The sequence below is a fragment of the uncultured Meiothermus sp. genome, assembly GCF_937863175.1.
Taxonomy (GTDB): domain Bacteria; phylum Deinococcota; class Deinococci; order Deinococcales; family Thermaceae; genus Meiothermus.
Window position 1 is genome coordinate 15,793 of sequence record NZ_CALMCQ010000205.1, and the last position, 16,863, is coordinate 32,655.

13 protein-coding genes and 1 pseudogene are annotated in these 16,863 nt (G+C 62.0%); 6 read left to right on the forward strand and 8 right to left on the reverse strand.

Translation table 11 applies throughout. The annotated features are described in order from the left end of the window. Positions 1–36: 36 nt before the first annotated feature. From Q0288_RS08080 to ade, 7 genes are all read right to left on the reverse strand, one after another. Positions 37–1,209 carry a thiolase family protein gene (locus Q0288_RS08080; RefSeq protein WP_299429385.1) on the reverse strand — a complete coding sequence of 391 codons (1,173 nt, stop codon included), beginning with the start codon at positions 1,207–1,209 and terminating at the stop codon, positions 37–39. Between the two features lie 103 nt (positions 1,210–1,312). Next, positions 1,313–1,786 carry a Uma2 family endonuclease gene (locus Q0288_RS08085; protein ID WP_299429386.1) on the reverse strand — a complete coding sequence of 158 codons (474 nt, stop codon included), beginning with the start codon at positions 1,784–1,786 and terminating at the stop codon, positions 1,313–1,315. 204 nt (positions 1,787–1,990) lie between these two features. Continuing rightward, positions 1,991–2,326: a hypothetical protein gene (locus Q0288_RS08090; protein WP_299429387.1), complete on the reverse strand. Its 336-nt coding sequence runs from the start codon at positions 2,324–2,326 to the stop codon at positions 1,991–1,993. A gap of 40 nt (positions 2,327–2,366) precedes the next feature. Next, the gene (locus Q0288_RS08095) at positions 2,367–4,658 is read right to left on the reverse strand and encodes a 3-hydroxyacyl-CoA dehydrogenase/enoyl-CoA hydratase family protein (protein WP_299429388.1); all 2,292 of its coding nucleotides are present in this window, start codon (positions 4,656–4,658) and stop codon (positions 2,367–2,369) included. Positions 4,659–4,884: 226 nt separating this feature from the next. After that, the gene (locus Q0288_RS08100) at positions 4,885–5,478 is read right to left on the reverse strand and encodes an NUDIX domain-containing protein (RefSeq protein ID WP_299429389.1); all 594 of its coding nucleotides are present in this window, start codon (positions 5,476–5,478) and stop codon (positions 4,885–4,887) included. A 20-nt stretch (positions 5,479–5,498) separates the two neighbouring features. After that, entirely contained in the window at positions 5,499–6,791 is a 1,293-nt protein-coding gene (gene guaD / locus Q0288_RS08105) for a guanine deaminase (protein WP_299429390.1), read from the reverse strand. A gap of 53 nt (positions 6,792–6,844) precedes the next feature. Beyond that, a complete protein-coding gene (gene ade, locus Q0288_RS08110) occupies positions 6,845–8,590 on the reverse strand; it encodes an adenine deaminase (protein WP_299429391.1) in 1,746 nt (581 codons plus the stop codon). 361 nt (positions 8,591–8,951) lie between these two features. Here ade and Q0288_RS08115 point away from each other — a divergent pair, with 361 nt between their 5' ends. From Q0288_RS08115 to Q0288_RS08125, 3 genes are all read left to right on the forward strand, one after another. After that, positions 8,952–10,781: a tetratricopeptide repeat protein gene (locus tag Q0288_RS08115; RefSeq protein ID WP_299429392.1), complete on the forward strand. Its 1,830-nt coding sequence runs from the start codon at positions 8,952–8,954 to the stop codon at positions 10,779–10,781. Between the two features lie 187 nt (positions 10,782–10,968). Continuing rightward, the gene (locus Q0288_RS08120; RefSeq protein ID WP_299429393.1) at positions 10,969–11,853 is read left to right on the forward strand and encodes a pseudouridine-5'-phosphate glycosidase; all 885 of its coding nucleotides are present in this window, start codon (positions 10,969–10,971) and stop codon (positions 11,851–11,853) included. A 66-nt stretch (positions 11,854–11,919) separates the two neighbouring features. Next, positions 11,920–12,846 carry a RodZ domain-containing protein gene (locus Q0288_RS08125; RefSeq protein WP_299429394.1) on the forward strand — a complete coding sequence of 309 codons (927 nt, stop codon included), beginning with the start codon at positions 11,920–11,922 and terminating at the stop codon, positions 12,844–12,846. A 69-nt stretch (positions 12,847–12,915) separates the two neighbouring features. Here Q0288_RS08125 and Q0288_RS08130 read toward each other — a convergent pair whose 3' ends face one another. Then, a complete protein-coding gene (locus Q0288_RS08130) occupies positions 12,916–13,500 on the reverse strand; it encodes a DUF937 domain-containing protein (protein ID WP_299429395.1) in 585 nt (194 codons plus the stop codon). Positions 13,501–13,660: 160 nt separating this feature from the next. On the opposite strand from Q0288_RS08130, the gene rimO reads away from it, so the two are divergent. The 3 genes and pseudogenes from rimO to Q0288_RS08145 form a co-directional block, all read left to right on the forward strand. Beyond that, positions 13,661–15,037, forward strand: coding sequence for a 30S ribosomal protein S12 methylthiotransferase RimO (rimO, locus tag Q0288_RS08135; protein ID WP_299429396.1), 1,377 nt, complete (start codon positions 13,661–13,663; stop codon positions 15,035–15,037). Positions 15,038–15,202: 165 nt separating this feature from the next. Next, positions 15,203–16,540, forward strand: a complete 1,338-nt coding sequence (gene trkA, locus Q0288_RS08140) for a Trk system potassium transporter TrkA (protein WP_299429397.1) — start codon at positions 15,203–15,205, stop codon at positions 16,538–16,540. Further along, positions 16,515–16,863, forward strand: a pseudogene (locus Q0288_RS08145) (TrkH family potassium uptake protein); the annotation flags it as partial. The gene trkA and the pseudogene Q0288_RS08145, both read left to right, overlap by 26 nt.

A 16,863-nucleotide genomic window follows, 5' to 3' on the forward strand; every position in this document is an offset into this window, starting at 1 on the left:
CATCGCATGAAACCTGTGTTCCGGTACCAGACTAACCTACCGCCCGGCATACACCTCGAATACCCCAGCCGCTCCCATCCCGCCACCGATGCACATGGTTACCATGCCCAGCCCACCCCCGCGCTGGCCAAGTTCGTGAACCAGCTGGGTGGTGAGCTTGGCCCCGGTTGCACCCAGCGGGTGCCCCAGGGCGATTGCCCCGCCGTTGACGTTGACCTTCTCGGGGTTCATCTGTAGCTCGCCCATCACAGCCAGCACCTGTGCAGCAAAGGCTTCGTTGAACTCAATCAGTTGCAGGTCATCTACCTTCATGCCGGCTTTGGCCAGGGCCTTGGGCACGGCTTTGATCGGGCCCACCCCCATGATGTCCGGGTCAACCCCTCCGGTAGCAAAAGTAATGAACTTTGCCAGCGGCTTCAGACCCAGCTCCCTGGCTTTGTCGCTGCTCATCAGCAGCAGGGCGGCGGCCCCATCGGAGTAGGGCGAGGCATTGCCGGCGGTTACGCTTCCACCCTCCTTGAAGGCGGGCTTGAGCTTTCCCAGGCGCTCGAGGCTGGTATCGGCGCGGGGCAGCTCGTCCCTGGCAAAGTGAACTTCCTCCACGCTGCGCTTGCTGCCCTTCCAGCTCACCTTTTTGACCGGAATGGGCACAACCTGGCCAGCGAAGGCCCCGCTTTCCAGCGCTTTGATAGCCTTCTGGTGGCTGGTATAAGCCCAGGCGTCCTGGTCGGCGCGGCTTACTCCCCAGCGCTCGGCGACCCGCTCGGCGGTGAAACCCATCCCGATATAGGCCTCGGTCAGTTCGGGGTGGAGCTGGGTATGAAAGCCCGACATGGGCACCTGGCTCATCATCTCCACCCCGCCGGCCAGCACCACCTCGTTCATGCCGGAGATGATGGCCTGAGCGGCATAGGCCACGCTCTGCAGTCCCGAAGAGCAGAAGCGGTTGATGGTCGCCGCGGAGACTTCTACTGGAAAGCCCGCCCGCAGCACCGAGAGCCGGGCCACATTCAACCCCTGGCCAGCCTCGGGCATGGCGCAGCCCCACTGCACGTCTTCGATAAGGGCAGGGCTCACCCCGACCTTTTCGACCGCTGCTTTCATGACTGTTGCCGAAAGGTCAATGGGGTGTACCGAGGCCAACGAACCATCGCTCTTGCCGCGCCCCACGGCGCTCCTAACTGCACTGACAATTACGGCTTCTTTCATGGTTGCTCCTGAAGTTATACCGAGTCAAAGTTTATTGCAAAGCGGACCTGGGATTCAAGTTAGAAGCCACAGTCGTGCTGGAATATCTTGAGGCGGCTTGTATTTACCGAAAGACCCGGGAGAGCTCGAGCTTTACCCCTAGGGCGGAGTCCACCAACACCTCATCGTCGCGGAATATCTCATAAGCCGTCGGGCCCGAGAACACGTAGACGTTCCTCAGGCCTGGAATCACCAGCCAGCAGGATTTGACCCCGTTACTAAAGTATTTCCTGGCCTTGTCTATCAGCTCTTGCAGGCTCTGGGTGGGCGACAAAATCTCGATGGCGCATAGCGGCGGCTGGGTCATGCGAACTTCGTCCAGAGAGAAATCTATTTCCATCTTGTGGTAGATGGAGATGTCAGGGACGGACTCCCACTCCCCAAAGCCCAGCTTCAGTTCGGAGAAGAGGGTGAACCGCTCCGGGTAGCTGCTCGCCAACGCCGCAATGAGGTTAGCCTGAACATAGCCATGAAGTTTGCTGGGCATGGGCTTGCCTCGCTCTAGTTCGTACTGCGAAACTTCAATCACCTTTTGCATGGTGTTCCCTCTTTAGGGCCAGTGTAGCAGACGGGGGAAGGATGGGCTCGATGTGCGGTGCGCAGGCGCACCCTACAACTCTGCGCCGCTAAAGGGCCGCCAACGCCTTCTGTGAAGCGGTCGTACAGGGTTACGAGGTGCTGCATATCAGTCTGTGCGGGTTAGCGCAATCTGCCCCCAGGGGGTGCGCGTAGCGCATACTCGCTATGCGAGTAACCTAGCATGCCAGACCGAATGGCGGCAGCAAAGTCGTATCAAAGCGCTTACGGTCATCGCCTGGCCATAGTGCACAAGTGTTGCTCTGGCCTCGGGGCTCAGGGCCGCGGTCTGTTCGACCTCGTAAGCCATCAGGGCCTCGAGGTCGTGCGGCGGCGCCCCAAGGTTTAGCTCTTGAGCGATCATGCTCCAGTACATGTGCTTGGTGTCTCGGATGTGCTGTAGCAGCCGTTCGGCCCGCGACCCCTCGTACCCCAACACGCTTGTCACGGATTCGAAAGGGTAGTAGTTGCTGTCGCGGACCAGCTCAAGCAGTTCATCCATAGGGGGTCTCCTCAAGCAAAAATAAGAACCGCGTCCAGGTTCAGTTCCGCAGCGGTTTACCGGTCTTGAGGGTGTGGGCGATGCGCTCCTGGGTCTTTTTGGTGCCTAAGAGCTTCAGGAAGCCTTCGCGTTCTAAGTCCAGAATGTCCTGTTCAGTTACCTCCCGCGCGGGCCCGTCACCCCCACACAGCACATAGGCCACCGCATTCCCCACCAGCACATCGTGTTCACTGGCCTGTTTGGCCTCCTGAAACTGCCACAGGGCATAACGCAAATTCCCGATGCCCTCGGCGCCCAGGGCACGAATTTTCATGGGGGGCTCTGGCACGTAGTCGGGGGCCATAAACAGCACCCGTCTCCTGGCATCGGCAATCAGACGGTCGCGGTTCATAGAGATGCCGTCAGAGGTTCGCAGGAAGCCCATGTTTCGGGCCTCGAGGGCGCTGGTACTGGTCTGGGCCAGCATAATCATCTGGAAAGCCCGCTTCACCCCCTCGAACAGGTCAACCTCGGGGCCATAGGCGGCAAGCTCGCTGGTAAAGCGGAAGAGCATCTCCTTGGTACCCCCGCCCCCCGGCAGCAGCCCCACCCCGGCCTCGACCAACCCCATGTAAAGCTCGGCGTGGGCCTGGATAGCGCTGGAATGCAAACTGAACTCGGCCCCGCCGCCCAGGGTCAGGCCGAAGGGGGCCGAGACCACCGGGAAGGGCGAGCGGCGCAGGCGCATGGCGGTCTGCTGGAAGCGGCGGGTAGCCAGCTCGAGGTCGTCCCAGGCCCCCTCCTGCACGGCCATAATCACCAGGGCCAGGTTGGCGCCGGCGCTAAAAGTGCGGGGGTCTTCATGGCCGATGACCAGGCCTTCGTAACCATTAGCCTCGACCCAGTCCAGGGCCTTGTGCAGCCCGGTTAACGGCCCCTCGCCCAGGGTGCCCATCTTGGCCCGGTTCTCGAACAGGGCCACCCCGTCGCCCAGATCGAGCAGAGCATATTCTTTGGACTCCAGCAGGGTCTTGCCCGTGCTCTTGATCTTGGCCAGGCGGATCACCCCTTCCTCGGCGGGAATAGGGTGGTACTGGCCGTCGAAGCCCAGATACGTGCCGTTTTTGTAAAAGCTGCCCTGGGCTTTTTTCAGCAGTTCGGGCTCGCTCAGTCCCAGCTCGGCGAAGCCCTGGCGCAGGTTGTCCAGCCCTACCGCATCCATGTTCTTAAAGGGGCCTTGCTCCCAGGCGAAGCCCCACTCCAGAGCCCGGTCTACCGAGACGATCTCGTGGGCAATTTCCTGGGCTTTTTCCAGGGCGTAGTGGGCGTTGGTCAAAAACAACTTGCGGACAAAGCTGCCGTACTTGCCGGGCAGGTCGCCCACCCGACGCAGGCGCTCCTCCAGGGGCAGGTCTTTGATGGCCCCAATCTCGTCGGTGCGAAGCTTTTGCTGGGGTCTGTACTCGCCGGTGACGTAGTCGTAGGTCAGGATGTCCTTGCCGACCTTCTGATAGAACCCCGCCCCGGTCTTGTCGCCAAGCTTGTTCTGGGCGATCAGGTTTTCCACCCAGTCGGGCATCGCAAAGTCCTCGCCGGTGGTGTGCGAGAGCTCGGTGGAGACCAGCTTCAGCACGTCCAGGCCAGAGATGTCGCCGGTGCGGAAGGTGGCGCTCTTGGGGCGGCCCACCAGTGGGCCGGTCAGGGCGTCTACCTCGTCAATGCTCAGGCCCTCCGAGACCATCAGGCGCATGGCCTGGGACATGCCAAACACCCCCAGGCGGTTGGCGATAAAGCCCGGCGAGTCCTTACAGATCACCGTGCCCTTGCCCAGAATCCGCTCGCCAAACTTACGCATGGCCTCGAGCACTGCCGGGTCGGTCTCGGGGGTGGGAATCAGCTCCAAAAGGTGCAGATAGCGTACCGGAGCGAAGAAGTGGGTACCCAGGAAACGCTTGCGGAAAGCCTCTCCCCTGCCCTCGAGCAGGGTCTTCATGGGGATACCCGAGGTGTTGGAGGAGACAATAGCCCTGGGGGCAGCGGTCTCGAGCCTGGCAAACAATTCCTGCTTGGGCTCAACCTTCTCGATGATCACCTCGACCACCCAGTCGCAGTCCTTGAGCTTCTCGAGCTGCTCGGTGGTGCCAATTTCGATCAGGCTGGCACGACCCTTGTCCATAAAGCTGGCCGGCCTGGACCTGAGATGACGATCTAAGCCTTTCTTGACGAACTCGAGCTTGTCCTCCTGGCCCGGAATATCCAGCATCACCACCGGCACCCCTGCCGAAGCAGCCAGCGAGGCGATTGCTCCACCCATCGTGCCCGAACCCACCACACCCATCCTCTTGATTCGCATTTTTGCCTCCAGACCTGCAAGACCATCGCGGTTAACTCATGGCTTATGGCTTTTTTTGCTAGACTGCGATCGGCTATTTTTTATACCGAGTATAAGTTTATAACAAGACCACCACTCAGTCTAGCCACCGATCCCCCAAAGGAAAGAGAGGGCCTGCAAAATGCGTTCCACACCCAGTTTTCGGCGGCACTCGGTGTCGTGGCTGAGGTAGTTCTCTTTCAGTTCCTCAATCCGGTTGCGCTTTGAGCCAGTCCGCCACCACCTTCGACCACTCCTCGAGCCCTTCATACACGGCCCAGACTTCTTCGAGGCTAACCAGGCGGCCCTCGAGCTTGTGCGTTTCCACCACCTTTGGCTCTTCCTCGGCATCCACCACAAACACCAGACCTGCATGCACCCTGCTCACCGGAGTATCGTCCATGACAATTAAGCCAGCGGGCTGGGCCGAGTAATGGCGAACCCCAACTTCCTCCAGAAGCTCCCGCCGCAGCCCGTCCAGCACGGGGCCGGAACCTCGTCCGGGAAACGATTCCAGGGATAGGTCTTCGGGGTTGATATGCCCTCCCACGCCAAGCGTGTATAGATCGTGCAGGCGGGCCTCGCCTCCACCCCTGGTGCGGCGCAACAGAAAATACCTTTCGCCGTAGCGCACCACGCCATAGGGGATAATTTGCCGATGGGCGGGGTCTTGCTCGGCCCTGGCTCGAGGCACAAATAAGCCTTCCCGCTCCACTTTTTGCAGCAGCTCGAGGTTCATAGGCAGCAGCCGGTTTTGGGCAGCCGGAAATTCCAACGCGGGCAGGACGTACACTTGCTCCATGCGGGCTACCCTACCATCGGTCAGTCCAGGACAATTTCCCGCCCATCCAGCCAGACCCTGGCAACTCGAGCTTCACCATACAGCGTGAAGAGCGAACCCAAGAGCTGGTCTACCGAGTCGAGGTGGCGGAAGTGAACTTCCAGGGTGCTCCTGGCCTCGGGCTTGATCCACAACACATCGGCGGCCTTGCCGGGGGCAAAGCTGCCCACCACCGCACCATAGCCCAGAATTTCTGCTCCGGCCTGGGTAGCCAGGTAGAGCAGGTGGGCAGGGGTCAGGTTTACGCTATCGGAAGCGTAGCGCTGGGCCATATAGGCCATAAGCCCCTCCTTCAGCAGGCTGAAGCCGGTGCCGCCCCCCACATCCGAACCCAGCCCAAAGCGAACCCCCTGTCGCAGATGCCGGTTCATGGGGAAGATACCGCTGCCGATAAAGGCGTTTGAGCTTGGGCAGTGGGCTACCGCAGCCCTGGTCTCGGCCAGGCGCACCAGTTCGGGCTCGGTCGGGTGGACATTGTGTGCAAACACCGAACGCTCGGAGACCAGATGGAACCGGTCGTAGGTATGCAGATAGTGGTGGCTCCAGGGAAACAGTTCGGCCACCGTCCGAATCTCCTCGGTATTTTCGTTGATATGGGTGGTGAAATGTAGATCGGGATGCTCCTGGAACAGGGTCTGGCAGACCTCCAGAAGGGCCTCGGAGGCCGAGAGCGAGAAGCGCGGCGTGACCGCATAGCGCAGTTTGCCGCGCCCATGAAAGCGCTGGATCAACATTTTTTGCTCGGCATAGCTGCGCTGGGGCGTAGTGTGCAGTTCGGGTCGCAACATCCGATCCGAGCAGATCTGCCCGGCAATAATGCGCAGGCCTGTATCCTCGGCAGCCCCAAACAGGTTGGCGGTGGCGCCCTGGAAGTGCGAGCCAAATACCAGGGCGGTGGTGGTTCCATTGCGCAGGAGGAGCTGGACGAACTCCCGGGCCAGTTCGCGGGCCAGCTTGTTATCGGAAAGCTTTGCCTCCAGGGGCAGGGTACGCTTTGCTAGCCAGTCCAGGAGCGTGTATCCCATCGCCCCGATTACACGGGTCTGCGGGTAGTGCACATGGGTATCCACAAAACCGGGCAACAGGAGCCCTTCGCGGTGGTCGTGCACCTGTGCGCCAGGAAATTGCCTGATCAGATCGGTAAAACTGCCCACCGCAGCAATCCTGCCTTCTGCAATCGCCAGGCCCCCCTCGGAAAAAACTTGCAGGGCTTCCGCCTCGTGGAAGGGATTCTTGGGGGTGTGGACGACCAGGCCACGCAGGATGAGCGTCATGCCGGCCCATTTTACCCATCAGACCGCTCGAGTCTAATTGGTGGGCCAAACGTTCACCCGACCTCGAGCGGCACCAGCGCGCCTTTGTGGACATCCACCAGCCCGTAGTCGGTCAGGCGCAACTCGGGGATGACGGCCAGGCCCAGAAACGAGAGCACCATGTAGGGGTCGGGAATGGTCACACCGAGCGACTGCGCCGCCTGAGCAAGGGCCTCGAGCTTGCGGTTCACCGCTTCCAGGGGCTCGTCGGTAATCAGGCCCGCGATCGGGAGGGCCAGCTCGGCCAACACTTCACCCTCACACACCGCGATCATCCCACCGCCCAGGGCCTCCAACCGCCTGGCCGCAGTCACGATGTCGGCATCCGAGGCCCCGATCGCCATCAGGTTGTGGTGGTCGTGGCCCACGGTGGAGGCCAGGGCTCCCTTTTGCAGACCAAAGGCGGTGACCAGACCCCGGCCAATCTGGCCGTTTTTTCCGTAGCGCTCGAGGCAGATCAGCTTGGCCAGGTCGCGCCCGGGATCGGCGACGATCTCCCCGTTTTGCACGGTGGGCTGGATATGCTCCTCGGCGGTCAAGACCTGATGCGGAATGGCCCGCACCACTCGAGCCTTGCCGGAGATGGCCGGAATCCGCAGGTCCTGAGGTCGCAGGTTGGGCAGTTTGACCGTCTGGGAAACCACCGGCGAGACTCGGGTTCTGGCCAGCTGAAGGCCCGGCTGGCCTTGCTCGGCCACCAACCTGCCGCGCTGGTAGACCCTATTTGCCGTGAAATTCTGCAGATCTTCCAGAACCACCAGATCGGCCTGAAAACCGGGCGCAATGGCTCCCCGCCGCGAGATACGATAGTGGCGGGCCACATTCCAGCTCCCGGCGCGAATGGCATAGACCGGGTCTACCCCCAGCGCGATGGCTTTGCGAACCAGGAAATCCACCCCGCCTTCCCGCAGCAAATCCGAGGGCAGCCGGTCATCGGTCACCAGCCCGATGCGGTCGCAGTGCTGGGACTGGATGAGCGGAGCCAGGGCCTCCAGGTTGCGTGTGGTGGAGCCTTCGCGCACCATCAAAAAACAACCCGCCTCGAGCTTGGCCCTCCCCTCCTCAAGCGTGGTGCTCTCGTGGTCGGAGGTGATGCCGGCGGCCAGATAGCCTTGCAGGAGCCGCCCGGTCAGGGTCGGGGCATGACCTTCAGGCGATTTACGGAAGTGCTCGGCCAGAATGACCTTGTTCAGTTCGCTGGTATCGGCGGCCAGAATGGCCGGGAAGCTCATCAGCTCGGCCACGCCCACCACACGCGGATGCCCCAGTAGATGTTCAATCTCCGCCAGGCCCAGCACCGCGCCACTGGTTTCCAGCGGGGTGGAGGGAACCGAGGATGGCACACAAATCCAGACTTCCAGTGGCAGCCCCTCGCAGGCCTCCATTAGCCACTCGATCCCCGCTACGCCGGCCACATTGCCGATCTCATGCGGATCGGTCACGACCCCCGTTACGCCCCTGGGCACCACCCCCCGCGCATACTCGGCAGGCGAGACCAGCGAGGACTCGAGGTGCACATGCCCATCAATCAGCCCCGGTGCCACATACCGGCCCTGCAAATCCACCGCCTGCACGGCTTGGGCCCCGGCATACTCCGGGCCTACCGCAGCCACCAGAGGCCCCGCCAACAGGATATGGGTGAGCTGAACCTCGAGGCTAAACACATTCACCAGTTGCACATTCTGCAGCAATAGGGTTCCAGGGCGGCGCCCCATCGCTGCGTCCACGGCATATTGAAGTTCGGACAGTTCGGGGCTCATGCTTCACCTGTATTCCGAGCATGGTACTTCAGGGCAATTCACCGTCGCAAGTCGAAGGCCGGTCAAGACTGCGTTATCCAGAAAGTCGGTTGATTCGTGGCCCATATCTGTTTTGCACTATAGCCCTTGACCCGTTCCAAACCTGTAGCTTGAGACCTGCCGCAGGGCACCGGCATAGTTGAGACCAACCAAGCGCTGCGGTAAGTGGGTTTGCGACATAGACCTGGCCTGTGGAATGGCGGTGTAAGAACCCCTGTGTTCCCTGATAGGCCAGTCAGAACACTCACATACCTCACTTTGACCGCTGTCCGAACCCAGGGTCTTGCTAAACCGGTATGATATAGGCCAGGGTTTTTGGGCGATGAACCAGAGTCTCCAGGCCCTCGAGGCCCAACTTAACCAGACCCAGACCCATTCGGAGAAACTGGGGCTGCTGGATCAGCTCTACCAGTTCCTGCGGGTAAGCGATCTGCGCCGGGCCAAAGAGACCGTCGAGGGCATGCTCCTTCTGTCGCAAAACACCGCCTATCCGACCGGGCGAGGTCTGGCCCTCAAAAACCTGGGCGATTACCATTTTCGCCAGGGCAGCCTGCCCGCAGCGCAGGGGTGCCTCGAGGAAGCCCTCTCCATCCTGCGCGGGACGGGCGAGATCAGGGGCGAGGTAGACACCCTCAACGCGCTGGGCAACTTCCACTACTTTCAGGGCAACTTTCCCAGGGCCCTCGAGTACTACCTGGAGGCCCTGGAGCAAAGCCGCAAGTACGAACACAAAGCGCTGGAATCCAATGCCCTGAACGGGGTTGGCATCATCCAGTACACCCTGGGCAACTACCAGGAAGCCACCAAATATTTCCTGCGCAGCCTGGCCCTCAAACGCGAGATCGGCGACCGCCTGACCGAATCGGGCACCCTGAACAACCTGGGGCTGGTCTACCTCGAGATGGGCGATTATCCGGGTGCGGTGCAGCTCTACCGCGAAAGCCTGGGTATCAAACAAACCCTGGGCGACCTCCAGGGCGAGGCCAACGCGCTTTCCAACCTGGGCGTGGTGTTTCAGCGGCTGGGTCGCACCCAGGAGGCCCTCGACTACCACCAGCAGGCCCTGGAGATTGCCGACCGGCTGGGCAGCCCACAGGTGCGGGCTACCTGCCTGGAAAATCTGGGCCGCTCCCAGGCCATGCTGGGCAACCTGGAACCAGCCCTCGAGCTATTCCAGTCCTCCAAAGCCCTTCACCGCGAACTGGGCAATCGCCTTGGTGAACTCAGTGTTCTGCTCCAGATTGGCATGGCCTTGGGCCGCCAGGCCCAGACCGATGCGGCCATCCTGGCCCTGCAGCAGGGGCTCAAGATGGCCGAGGAATTGGGGCCGCAAAAGCCACTGCTCGACTTCCACCAGGCGCTGTCGGGGGTCTTCGAGCAGATCCAGAAACCAGCACTCGCACTGCACCATCTTAAACAAGCCATCGAAATTGAGCGCAGGCTGCACAAGGAGCAGCAAGCCCAGAGAACCGCTGCTCTGCTGGCCGGGTTCCAGGTCGAAAAAGCCCGCCAGGAAGCCGAGATTGAGCGCTTGCGCAACACCGAGCTGGCCCGCGCCAACCGCGAACTGGCCCGCGCCATCGAAAACCTCAAGGAAGCCGACGCCGAAAAATCGCGCCTGCTGGACAAGCTGCGCCAGCAGTCCCGAGAACTGGAGCGGCTGGCCCGTCAGGATCCCCTCACCCGGCTTTACAACCGCCGCTATCTGGAGGAAAACCTCGAGCGCGAGTTTGCCGCCTCGAGGCGCTACAAATTCCCCCTCAGCGTGGCCCTGGTGGACATTGACCACTTCAAACAGATCAACGACTCTTTCTCGCACCAGATCGGGGATGACGTGTTGCGGCTGGTAGGGCAAATTCTCGAGTCCAGTTGCCGTGGGGTAGATTTTGCCTCCCGCTATGGCGGCGAAGAATTTGCCCTGGTCTTCCCCCAGACCGACCTGGTAGGCGCCCTGATCGCCTGTGAGCGGGTACGTCAGCGCATTGCAGGTTATGACTGGAGCGATATTCACCCCCGCCTCGCGGTCACGGTAAGCATCGGCGTGGGCAGCGACCCTACCCTTTCCAATCACGAAAAACTCCTCTCTGCCGCCGATCAGCAACTCTATGCCGCCAAACGGGCCGGACGAAACCGGGTTTTTCCACCGACATAGGGCGGCTGCCGTAGAAAGTACCCCCCACACTCCGAACCCAGTCGCGGAAAACAGGCGTTTTAAATGCACTCAGGAGTGCAACCCGGCGGAAAACCGCCCTGGATCCATGGTTCAAATGGGCGCAACCAATCCTGCCGTTCCTTTGCACTTTACTCGACTTTTTTCGCTCCCGCCGTATGCTGTTCCCATGCGCCTGCATCCAGAAGTGGCCCACGCCCTGCACACCAGGCAAGCGGTGGTAGCCCTCGAGTCCACCGTCATCACCCACGGCCTGCCACGCCCGCTGAACCTCGAGCTGGCCCGCAAACTCGAGGACACCGTACGGCAGGTCGGAGCCACCCCCGCCACCATCGCCATCCTGCCGGGTGAAGTGGTGGTGGGTCTGACCCGGGATGAACTCGAGGCCATCGCCGCCGACGACACTGCCGACAAGGCCAGCTTGTGGAACCTGGGTGCACTGGTAGCCCAGGGCAGAAGCGCAGGCACCACCGTGGCTTCTACCACTTTCCTGGCCCACCAGGCCGGGATCCGGGTCTTTGCCACCGGGGGGATTGGCGGCGTACACCCTCATCCCTACGACGAGTCGGCAGATCTGCTCGAGCTCTCCCGCACCCCCATCGTGGTGGTATCGGCGGGCCCCAAAAGCATCCTCGACCTGGCTGCCACTTTGGAGCGCCTGGAGTCGCTGGGAGTGGCCCTCTTGGGATACCAGACCCACCACCTGCCAGCCTTTCACAGCTCCACCAGCCCCTACCCCCTGCCAGCCCGCGTCGAGTCGGCCCGCGAGGCCGCCCAGGCTTTTCATACCGCCAGGGAATTGAGGCTGCCTGGGGCCACCCTGGTACTCAACCCCATTTCCAAAGGGCTGGACTTCGACCAGGTGCAGCGCTGGGTCGAACAGGCCACCCAGGAGGCCGCCAGGGCCGGGGTGGGCGGCAAGGCCCTGACCCCCTTCCTGCTGCGGCGCATCTCCGAGTTGAGTGAGGGCCAGACCGATGAGGCCAATCTGCGTCTGCTGGAAGAAAACGCTCGTCTGGCTGCGCAAATTGCACTGGCCCTGGCCCAGCTATAGCTTGCTGTGGCGCACACTCCTGCGGGCATATACGCAAGCTACATCTGTGGCATAGAATAAGGCGCCATGTGCGAGCTGGGGAAGCGGCTGAAAGAATCCCGTGAGGCCAAAGGGCTGGAATTGGCCCAGGCAGCGGAGTTTCTTAAGGTTCGACGGGTCATGCTGGAGGCTCTGGAGAACTGCCGTTTCGACGAACTGCCCGAACCTGCCCTGGCTCGAGGCTACCTCAAGCGCTATGCCCAGTTGCTGGGGCTCGACCCCGCCCCCTTGCTGGCCCTCTACCCCATCGGCACCCCCGAGTCTGTGGGGCCAGCCGGTACTACCCAGGCCGCTCCCGGCCCCAGAACCCCCCTCTCCCCCTCAACCCGGGTATGGCCCTGGCTCATTCCGCTGGTTTTGCTGTTGGTGGTACTGGGCTGGCTTGGACTTCGGGCGTTGAGTCCGCCCGGTACACCTGCTCCGGTACAGTCCATCCCTACTCCCCTCACCCCACCACCCCCCCCGCAAATCAGTCTGCGTATCGCCACCCAGCCCACCGGAGCCCGGGTCTATCTGGATGGTTTCTTGCTGGGGCAGGCCCCGCTCGAGGCCAGGGTCGAAGCCGGGGAGCGTACCCTCCGCATCGAGGCCGCAGGCTTTCAAAAATACGAACAGGTGCTCACCCTGCAAAACGACCGCAACCTGAGTTTCGCCCTGACCCCCGTTCCCCCTGCGCCCGCACCCAGCACCCCCGCACCAGCCGCCCCACGAACCACACCCCCCACCGGCCTGGTGCTCAGGCTCGAGGGAACCAGTTGGATTCGCGTCACCGACGGACGCACGGGCCAACAGCTCTACGAGGGAACGGTGTCCAGCGGAACCCAGCTCAGCTACCCCCTACCCGTGGTGGTACGTGCGGGCAATGCCGGGGTGGTGCGGGTCATCGTCAACGGCCAGGATCGGGGCCGCATGGGCAGTGTGGGACAGGTAGTAGTGTTGCGCTACGGAGAGTGACGCGGACTTTGACCGTGCAATTGCAGGCTGCGCTACGGTTGGTTGAATTCAACCCGGTGTTCAGACCCGCTACCGTTTGAGGAAATTTCCCAGCATCCGCACCACGTCGTCCACCGCACTGCCATCGCGGTTCTGGTCGAGCAGCATGTTGACCAGGTTGAAGGCCTGGGGCTGTTGCTGTTGCATCTGCCCGGTGGCTTGTCCCAGCAGCTCCAACAAACCCCCCGCCCCAGCCCCCTCTTGTCGGGTGGTTTTGCCCAACGCCCCCATCACCACCGGAGCCAGCATTTCCAACAATCCCCCGATCTGGCCGGGATTAATGCCGGTAGCCTGCCCGATTCCTTGTTGAACCGCCGCCTGTTGCCCACCCAGTACATGCCGCAGGATTCCGGCCCCCGGCCCTGGCTGAGCATGGCCCCAAAAGCCCATCAGATCGTCCAGTATTCCACCATCGTGATCGCGTTGCAGCGCATTCGCCAGTGACTCGGCCCCCTGCGGGTCGGCCGCATTGCGCTGCAAGCCCTGCAAAAGGGCAGGCAGTGCCATCCCGATGGCGCCCTGCACCTGGGTATCCGAGGCCCCCAACTGGCCCGCCATTTGCTTGACGGTATTTTCGTTAAGGGCCGCACCCAGCAAATCCATGAGTCCTGCCATGATGACCTCCGGTTTCCAAGAAACCTTTGAGATTTTAGCATCCCCGTGTGCAGAACTTTTGCAGGCAAAGCCCCCCGCTTGAATACCGTGCGGAACCGCTAAGGCCCGATTCCTGCTATACTCGCCCCTGTTGCGCGCCACCGGGCGCACAGGAGATGCAATGGCAGGCAAGGTCGGGTTTGTAAGTCTGGGCTGTCCCAAAGCCCTGGTAGATTCGGAGCAGATTCTTTCACGCCTGCGGGCCGAGGGGTACCAAACCGCCCCCGCCTATCAGGATGCCGATGTGGTGGTGGTGAATACCTGCGGCTTTATCACCCCAGCGGTGGAAGAGTCGCTAGCGGCCATTGGCGAGGCCCTTTCGGAAAACGGCAAGGTGATTGTGACTGGCTGTCTGGGTGCCCGACCCGAGGTCATCAGACAGGCCCATCCCCAGGTGCTGGAAGTCACCGGCCCTGGCGAGGTAGACCGGGTGCTCAGGGCCGTGCGCCAGGTCGTGCCAGCGGACAAGAACCCCTTCACCGCCCTCATTCCCCCTCAGGTCAAACTGACCCCGCGCCACTACGCCTACCTGAAAATTGCCGAGGGCTGCAACCACCGGTGCAGCTTCTGCATCATCCCCAGGCTGCGCGGCCTGCAAGACAGCCGCGACGCCGCTGACATCCTGTATGAGGCTACCCGGCTGGTCGGAACCGGCACCAGAGAGCTGCTGGTGATTGCACAAGACACTTCAGCCTACGGGATGGATATCCGCCACCGCGAATCGGAGTATGCGGGCAAGAAGGTGCGGGCCCATCTGGTGGATCTGGTGAACGAACTGGCCGGGCTGGGAGCCTGGCTGCGCCTGCACTATGTCTACCCCTACCCCCACGTGCGTCAACTGATCCCGCTGATGGCCGAGGGCAAGCTGCTGCCCTACCTGGACGTGCCACTGCAACATGCCAGCCCCAAAATCCTGCGGGCCATGCGCCGCCCTGGGGGGGCCGAGAGCCACCTCGAGACCCTTCGGGAATGGCGCTCTATCGCCCCCGACCTGGCGATCCGCTCGAGCTTCATCGTGGGTTTCCCTGGCGAGACCGAGCAGGACTTTGAGCTGCTGCTGGATTTTATTGCCGAGGCCAGGCTGGATCGGGTGGGCTCTTTCACCTACTCCGAGGTGCCGGGGGCCGACGCCAACGCCCTGCCGGGGGCCGTGCCCGAAGAGGTCAAGGAAGAGCGCAGGGCCCGTTTTATGGAGTTGCAACAGCGGATTAGCCTCGAGAAAAACCGGGCCAAGGTGGGTCAAACCTTGGAAGTCATCATAGACCACTACGGCGAGCTGCCCGGACAGGTGGTGGGCCGCTCCAGGTACGATGCTCCGGGCATTGACGGGCTGGTCTATGCCGAGACCGACGGGACGGTCAAAATGGGCGACATCATCAAAGTAAAGGTGAACCGGGCCGAAGCCTACGACCTGCATGGCGAGATGGTCGGGCTGGTGCCCTGGAAACCGGGAGTGCCGGTGATGGGCAACATAGCCATAGAAACCATTCGGGTGTAAGCTGGGCCAAGTTCTGGCTATGGAACCTTTACAAGTCAACCTCGGCTTGGAAACTGGGTTAAGCGCAAGACCTGAACGCTCTGTCCATAGGGTGCAGAGCGAAAGTTCTTTTTGCACCCAACCTCCCGCACCAGGCCCACTGGACAAGGCGGAGCGGAGCTGGCCATGTTTATCGTAATTGCCGGCGGTGGCGAGATCGGCTCGCAGATTGCCAAGGCCCTGCACACCCAGCACGACCTGGTGGTGGTGGATACCAACCCCGAGGCCAAGGAACGGCTGGGTGGGCTGGATGTGCAGGTAGTGATTGGCAGCGTCACCGACCCCGAAACCTTGCGCGAGTCCAAAGTAGACCTCTGCGACACCTTCCTTGCGACCACCAACTGGGATGAGGTCAATCTGATTGCCTGCATGCTGGCCAAGGGGCTTGGGGCCAAGGAAACCCTGTGTTTTGTGGGCAAACAATCCTATGTGGATATCCTGACCGACCCCCGCACGGTGGAGATTCTGGGCACCCGCATTGACCAGGTGTTCTGGCCCCAGCGCTCGCTGGCAAAGGAAATTGTGGAGGTAATCCGAATTCCGGGCGCGCTGGACACCGAGGTGCTGGCCGGGGGGCGGCTGCGCTTTGTGGAGTACCAGGTGCGCGAGGGTGGCCCCTATGCGGGCAAGGAACTCGCGCTGCTGGACTGGCCCAATGGCAGTTTTATGGCCGGCATCCTGCGCGAGGGAAAGTTCTTCGCCGCTACCGACCCGAACTTCAATCAGCTGGCCCTCGAGCCCGAAGACCGCATCTTTTTTATGACCACCCCTCCGGGCTTCGATGCCATCCAGGCCTGCTTTGCACCGCGTGAGCGGGTACGGCGGGTGATGGTGGTGGGAGGCGGCAATGTAGGTTTCATGGTCACCCAGGAATTGCTGCGGCACCGCCTCGAGGTCACCATCATTGACCACAACCCCGACCGTTGCGCCTGGCTGGCCGAACACCTGCCGGGTGCCCTGGTGCTGGAAGGGGACGGCACCGACCTGGAACTGCTCGAGTCGGAAGGGCTCGATCATGTGGATGTGATGGTGGCCGTCACCGAAAATGACGAGAAAAACCTGCTGGTCTCGCTCCTGGCCAAGCAGGTCGGCGTGGCCAAGGTCATCACCCGGGTCAACCGGGGGGAAAACCGCCGCCTCTTCGAACACGTGGGGATTGACATCCCCCTCACCCCCCGCGCCGCCGCAGTGCGGGAGGTGGTGGACTGGATCGCCCCCGACAACGTGGATCACCTGGCCCTGATCGAAGACCAGGTGGAGCTGCTGGAGTTCGAGCTACCCGGCGACTTCCGCGAAACGCCCTTCGACAAATTATCTCTGCCCAGGGGCGCGGTAGCGGTGGCCCTCGAGCGCGGTACCCGGGTCTATCTGCGCGCCCCTATGCTGGCAGTCACGGCTGGCGACAAGCTACTGGTACTGACCGACCGGCAGGTGGCGGATGAAGTCCTGGCCCAGGTTCGCTAAGGCCGCCCAGTCCAACCCCATCCCGGTCGCCACCTACATGACCGGCACGGTCTACATTGCCCTGGGCGCAATAATGGCAGTGCTGGGACTGGCCGACCTGCTCCTGGGGGCAGATGCGCTGGGCTTTTTTGTGGGCGCAGTAACCGGACTGGGGCTGGGCCTGATCCTGCGCAAACTGGGAAGTCCCCAGGCCGAGCCGCGCCGGGCCGAAGCCCTGCTCACCGTGGCCGGGCTCTGGATTATGGTTCCCATCCTGGGTGCCATTCCATTCTGGATTTCGGGGGGTATGCACTACCTGGATGCCCTGTTCGAGGCCACCTCGG

Coding starts and splice junctions, on each gene's coding strand:
- Q0288_RS08120 (WP_299429393.1), top strand. CDS start 10,969: ATGCGCCTGCATCCAGAAGTGGCCCACGCCCTGCACACCAGGCAAGCG.
- Q0288_RS08095 (WP_299429388.1), bottom strand. CDS start 4,658: ATGCGAATCAAGAGGATGGGTGTGGTGGGTTCGGGCACGATGGGTGGA.
- Q0288_RS08125 (WP_299429394.1), top strand. CDS start 11,920: ATGTGCGAGCTGGGGAAGCGGCTGAAAGAATCCCGTGAGGCCAAAGGG.
- ade (WP_299429391.1), bottom strand. CDS start 8,590: ATGAGCCCCGAACTGTCCGAACTTCAATATGCCGTGGACGCAGCGATG.
- trkA (WP_299429397.1), top strand. CDS start 15,203: ATGTTTATCGTAATTGCCGGCGGTGGCGAGATCGGCTCGCAGATTGCC.
- Q0288_RS08130 (WP_299429395.1), bottom strand. CDS start 13,500: ATGGCAGGACTCATGGATTTGCTGGGTGCGGCCCTTAACGAAAATACC.
- Q0288_RS08090 (WP_299429387.1), bottom strand. CDS start 2,326: ATGGATGAACTGCTTGAGCTGGTCCGCGACAGCAACTACTACCCTTTC.
- Q0288_RS08100 (WP_299429389.1), bottom strand. CDS start 5,478: ATGGAGCAAGTGTACGTCCTGCCCGCGTTGGAATTTCCGGCTGCCCAA.
- Q0288_RS08085 (WP_299429386.1), bottom strand. CDS start 1,786: ATGCAAAAGGTGATTGAAGTTTCGCAGTACGAACTAGAGCGAGGCAAG.
- Q0288_RS08080 (WP_299429385.1), bottom strand. CDS start 1,209: ATGAAAGAAGCCGTAATTGTCAGTGCAGTTAGGAGCGCCGTGGGGCGC.
- guaD (WP_299429390.1), bottom strand. CDS start 6,791: ATGACGCTCATCCTGCGTGGCCTGGTCGTCCACACCCCCAAGAATCCC.
- Q0288_RS08115 (WP_299429392.1), top strand. CDS start 8,952: ATGAACCAGAGTCTCCAGGCCCTCGAGGCCCAACTTAACCAGACCCAG.
- rimO (WP_299429396.1), top strand. CDS start 13,661: ATGGCAGGCAAGGTCGGGTTTGTAAGTCTGGGCTGTCCCAAAGCCCTG.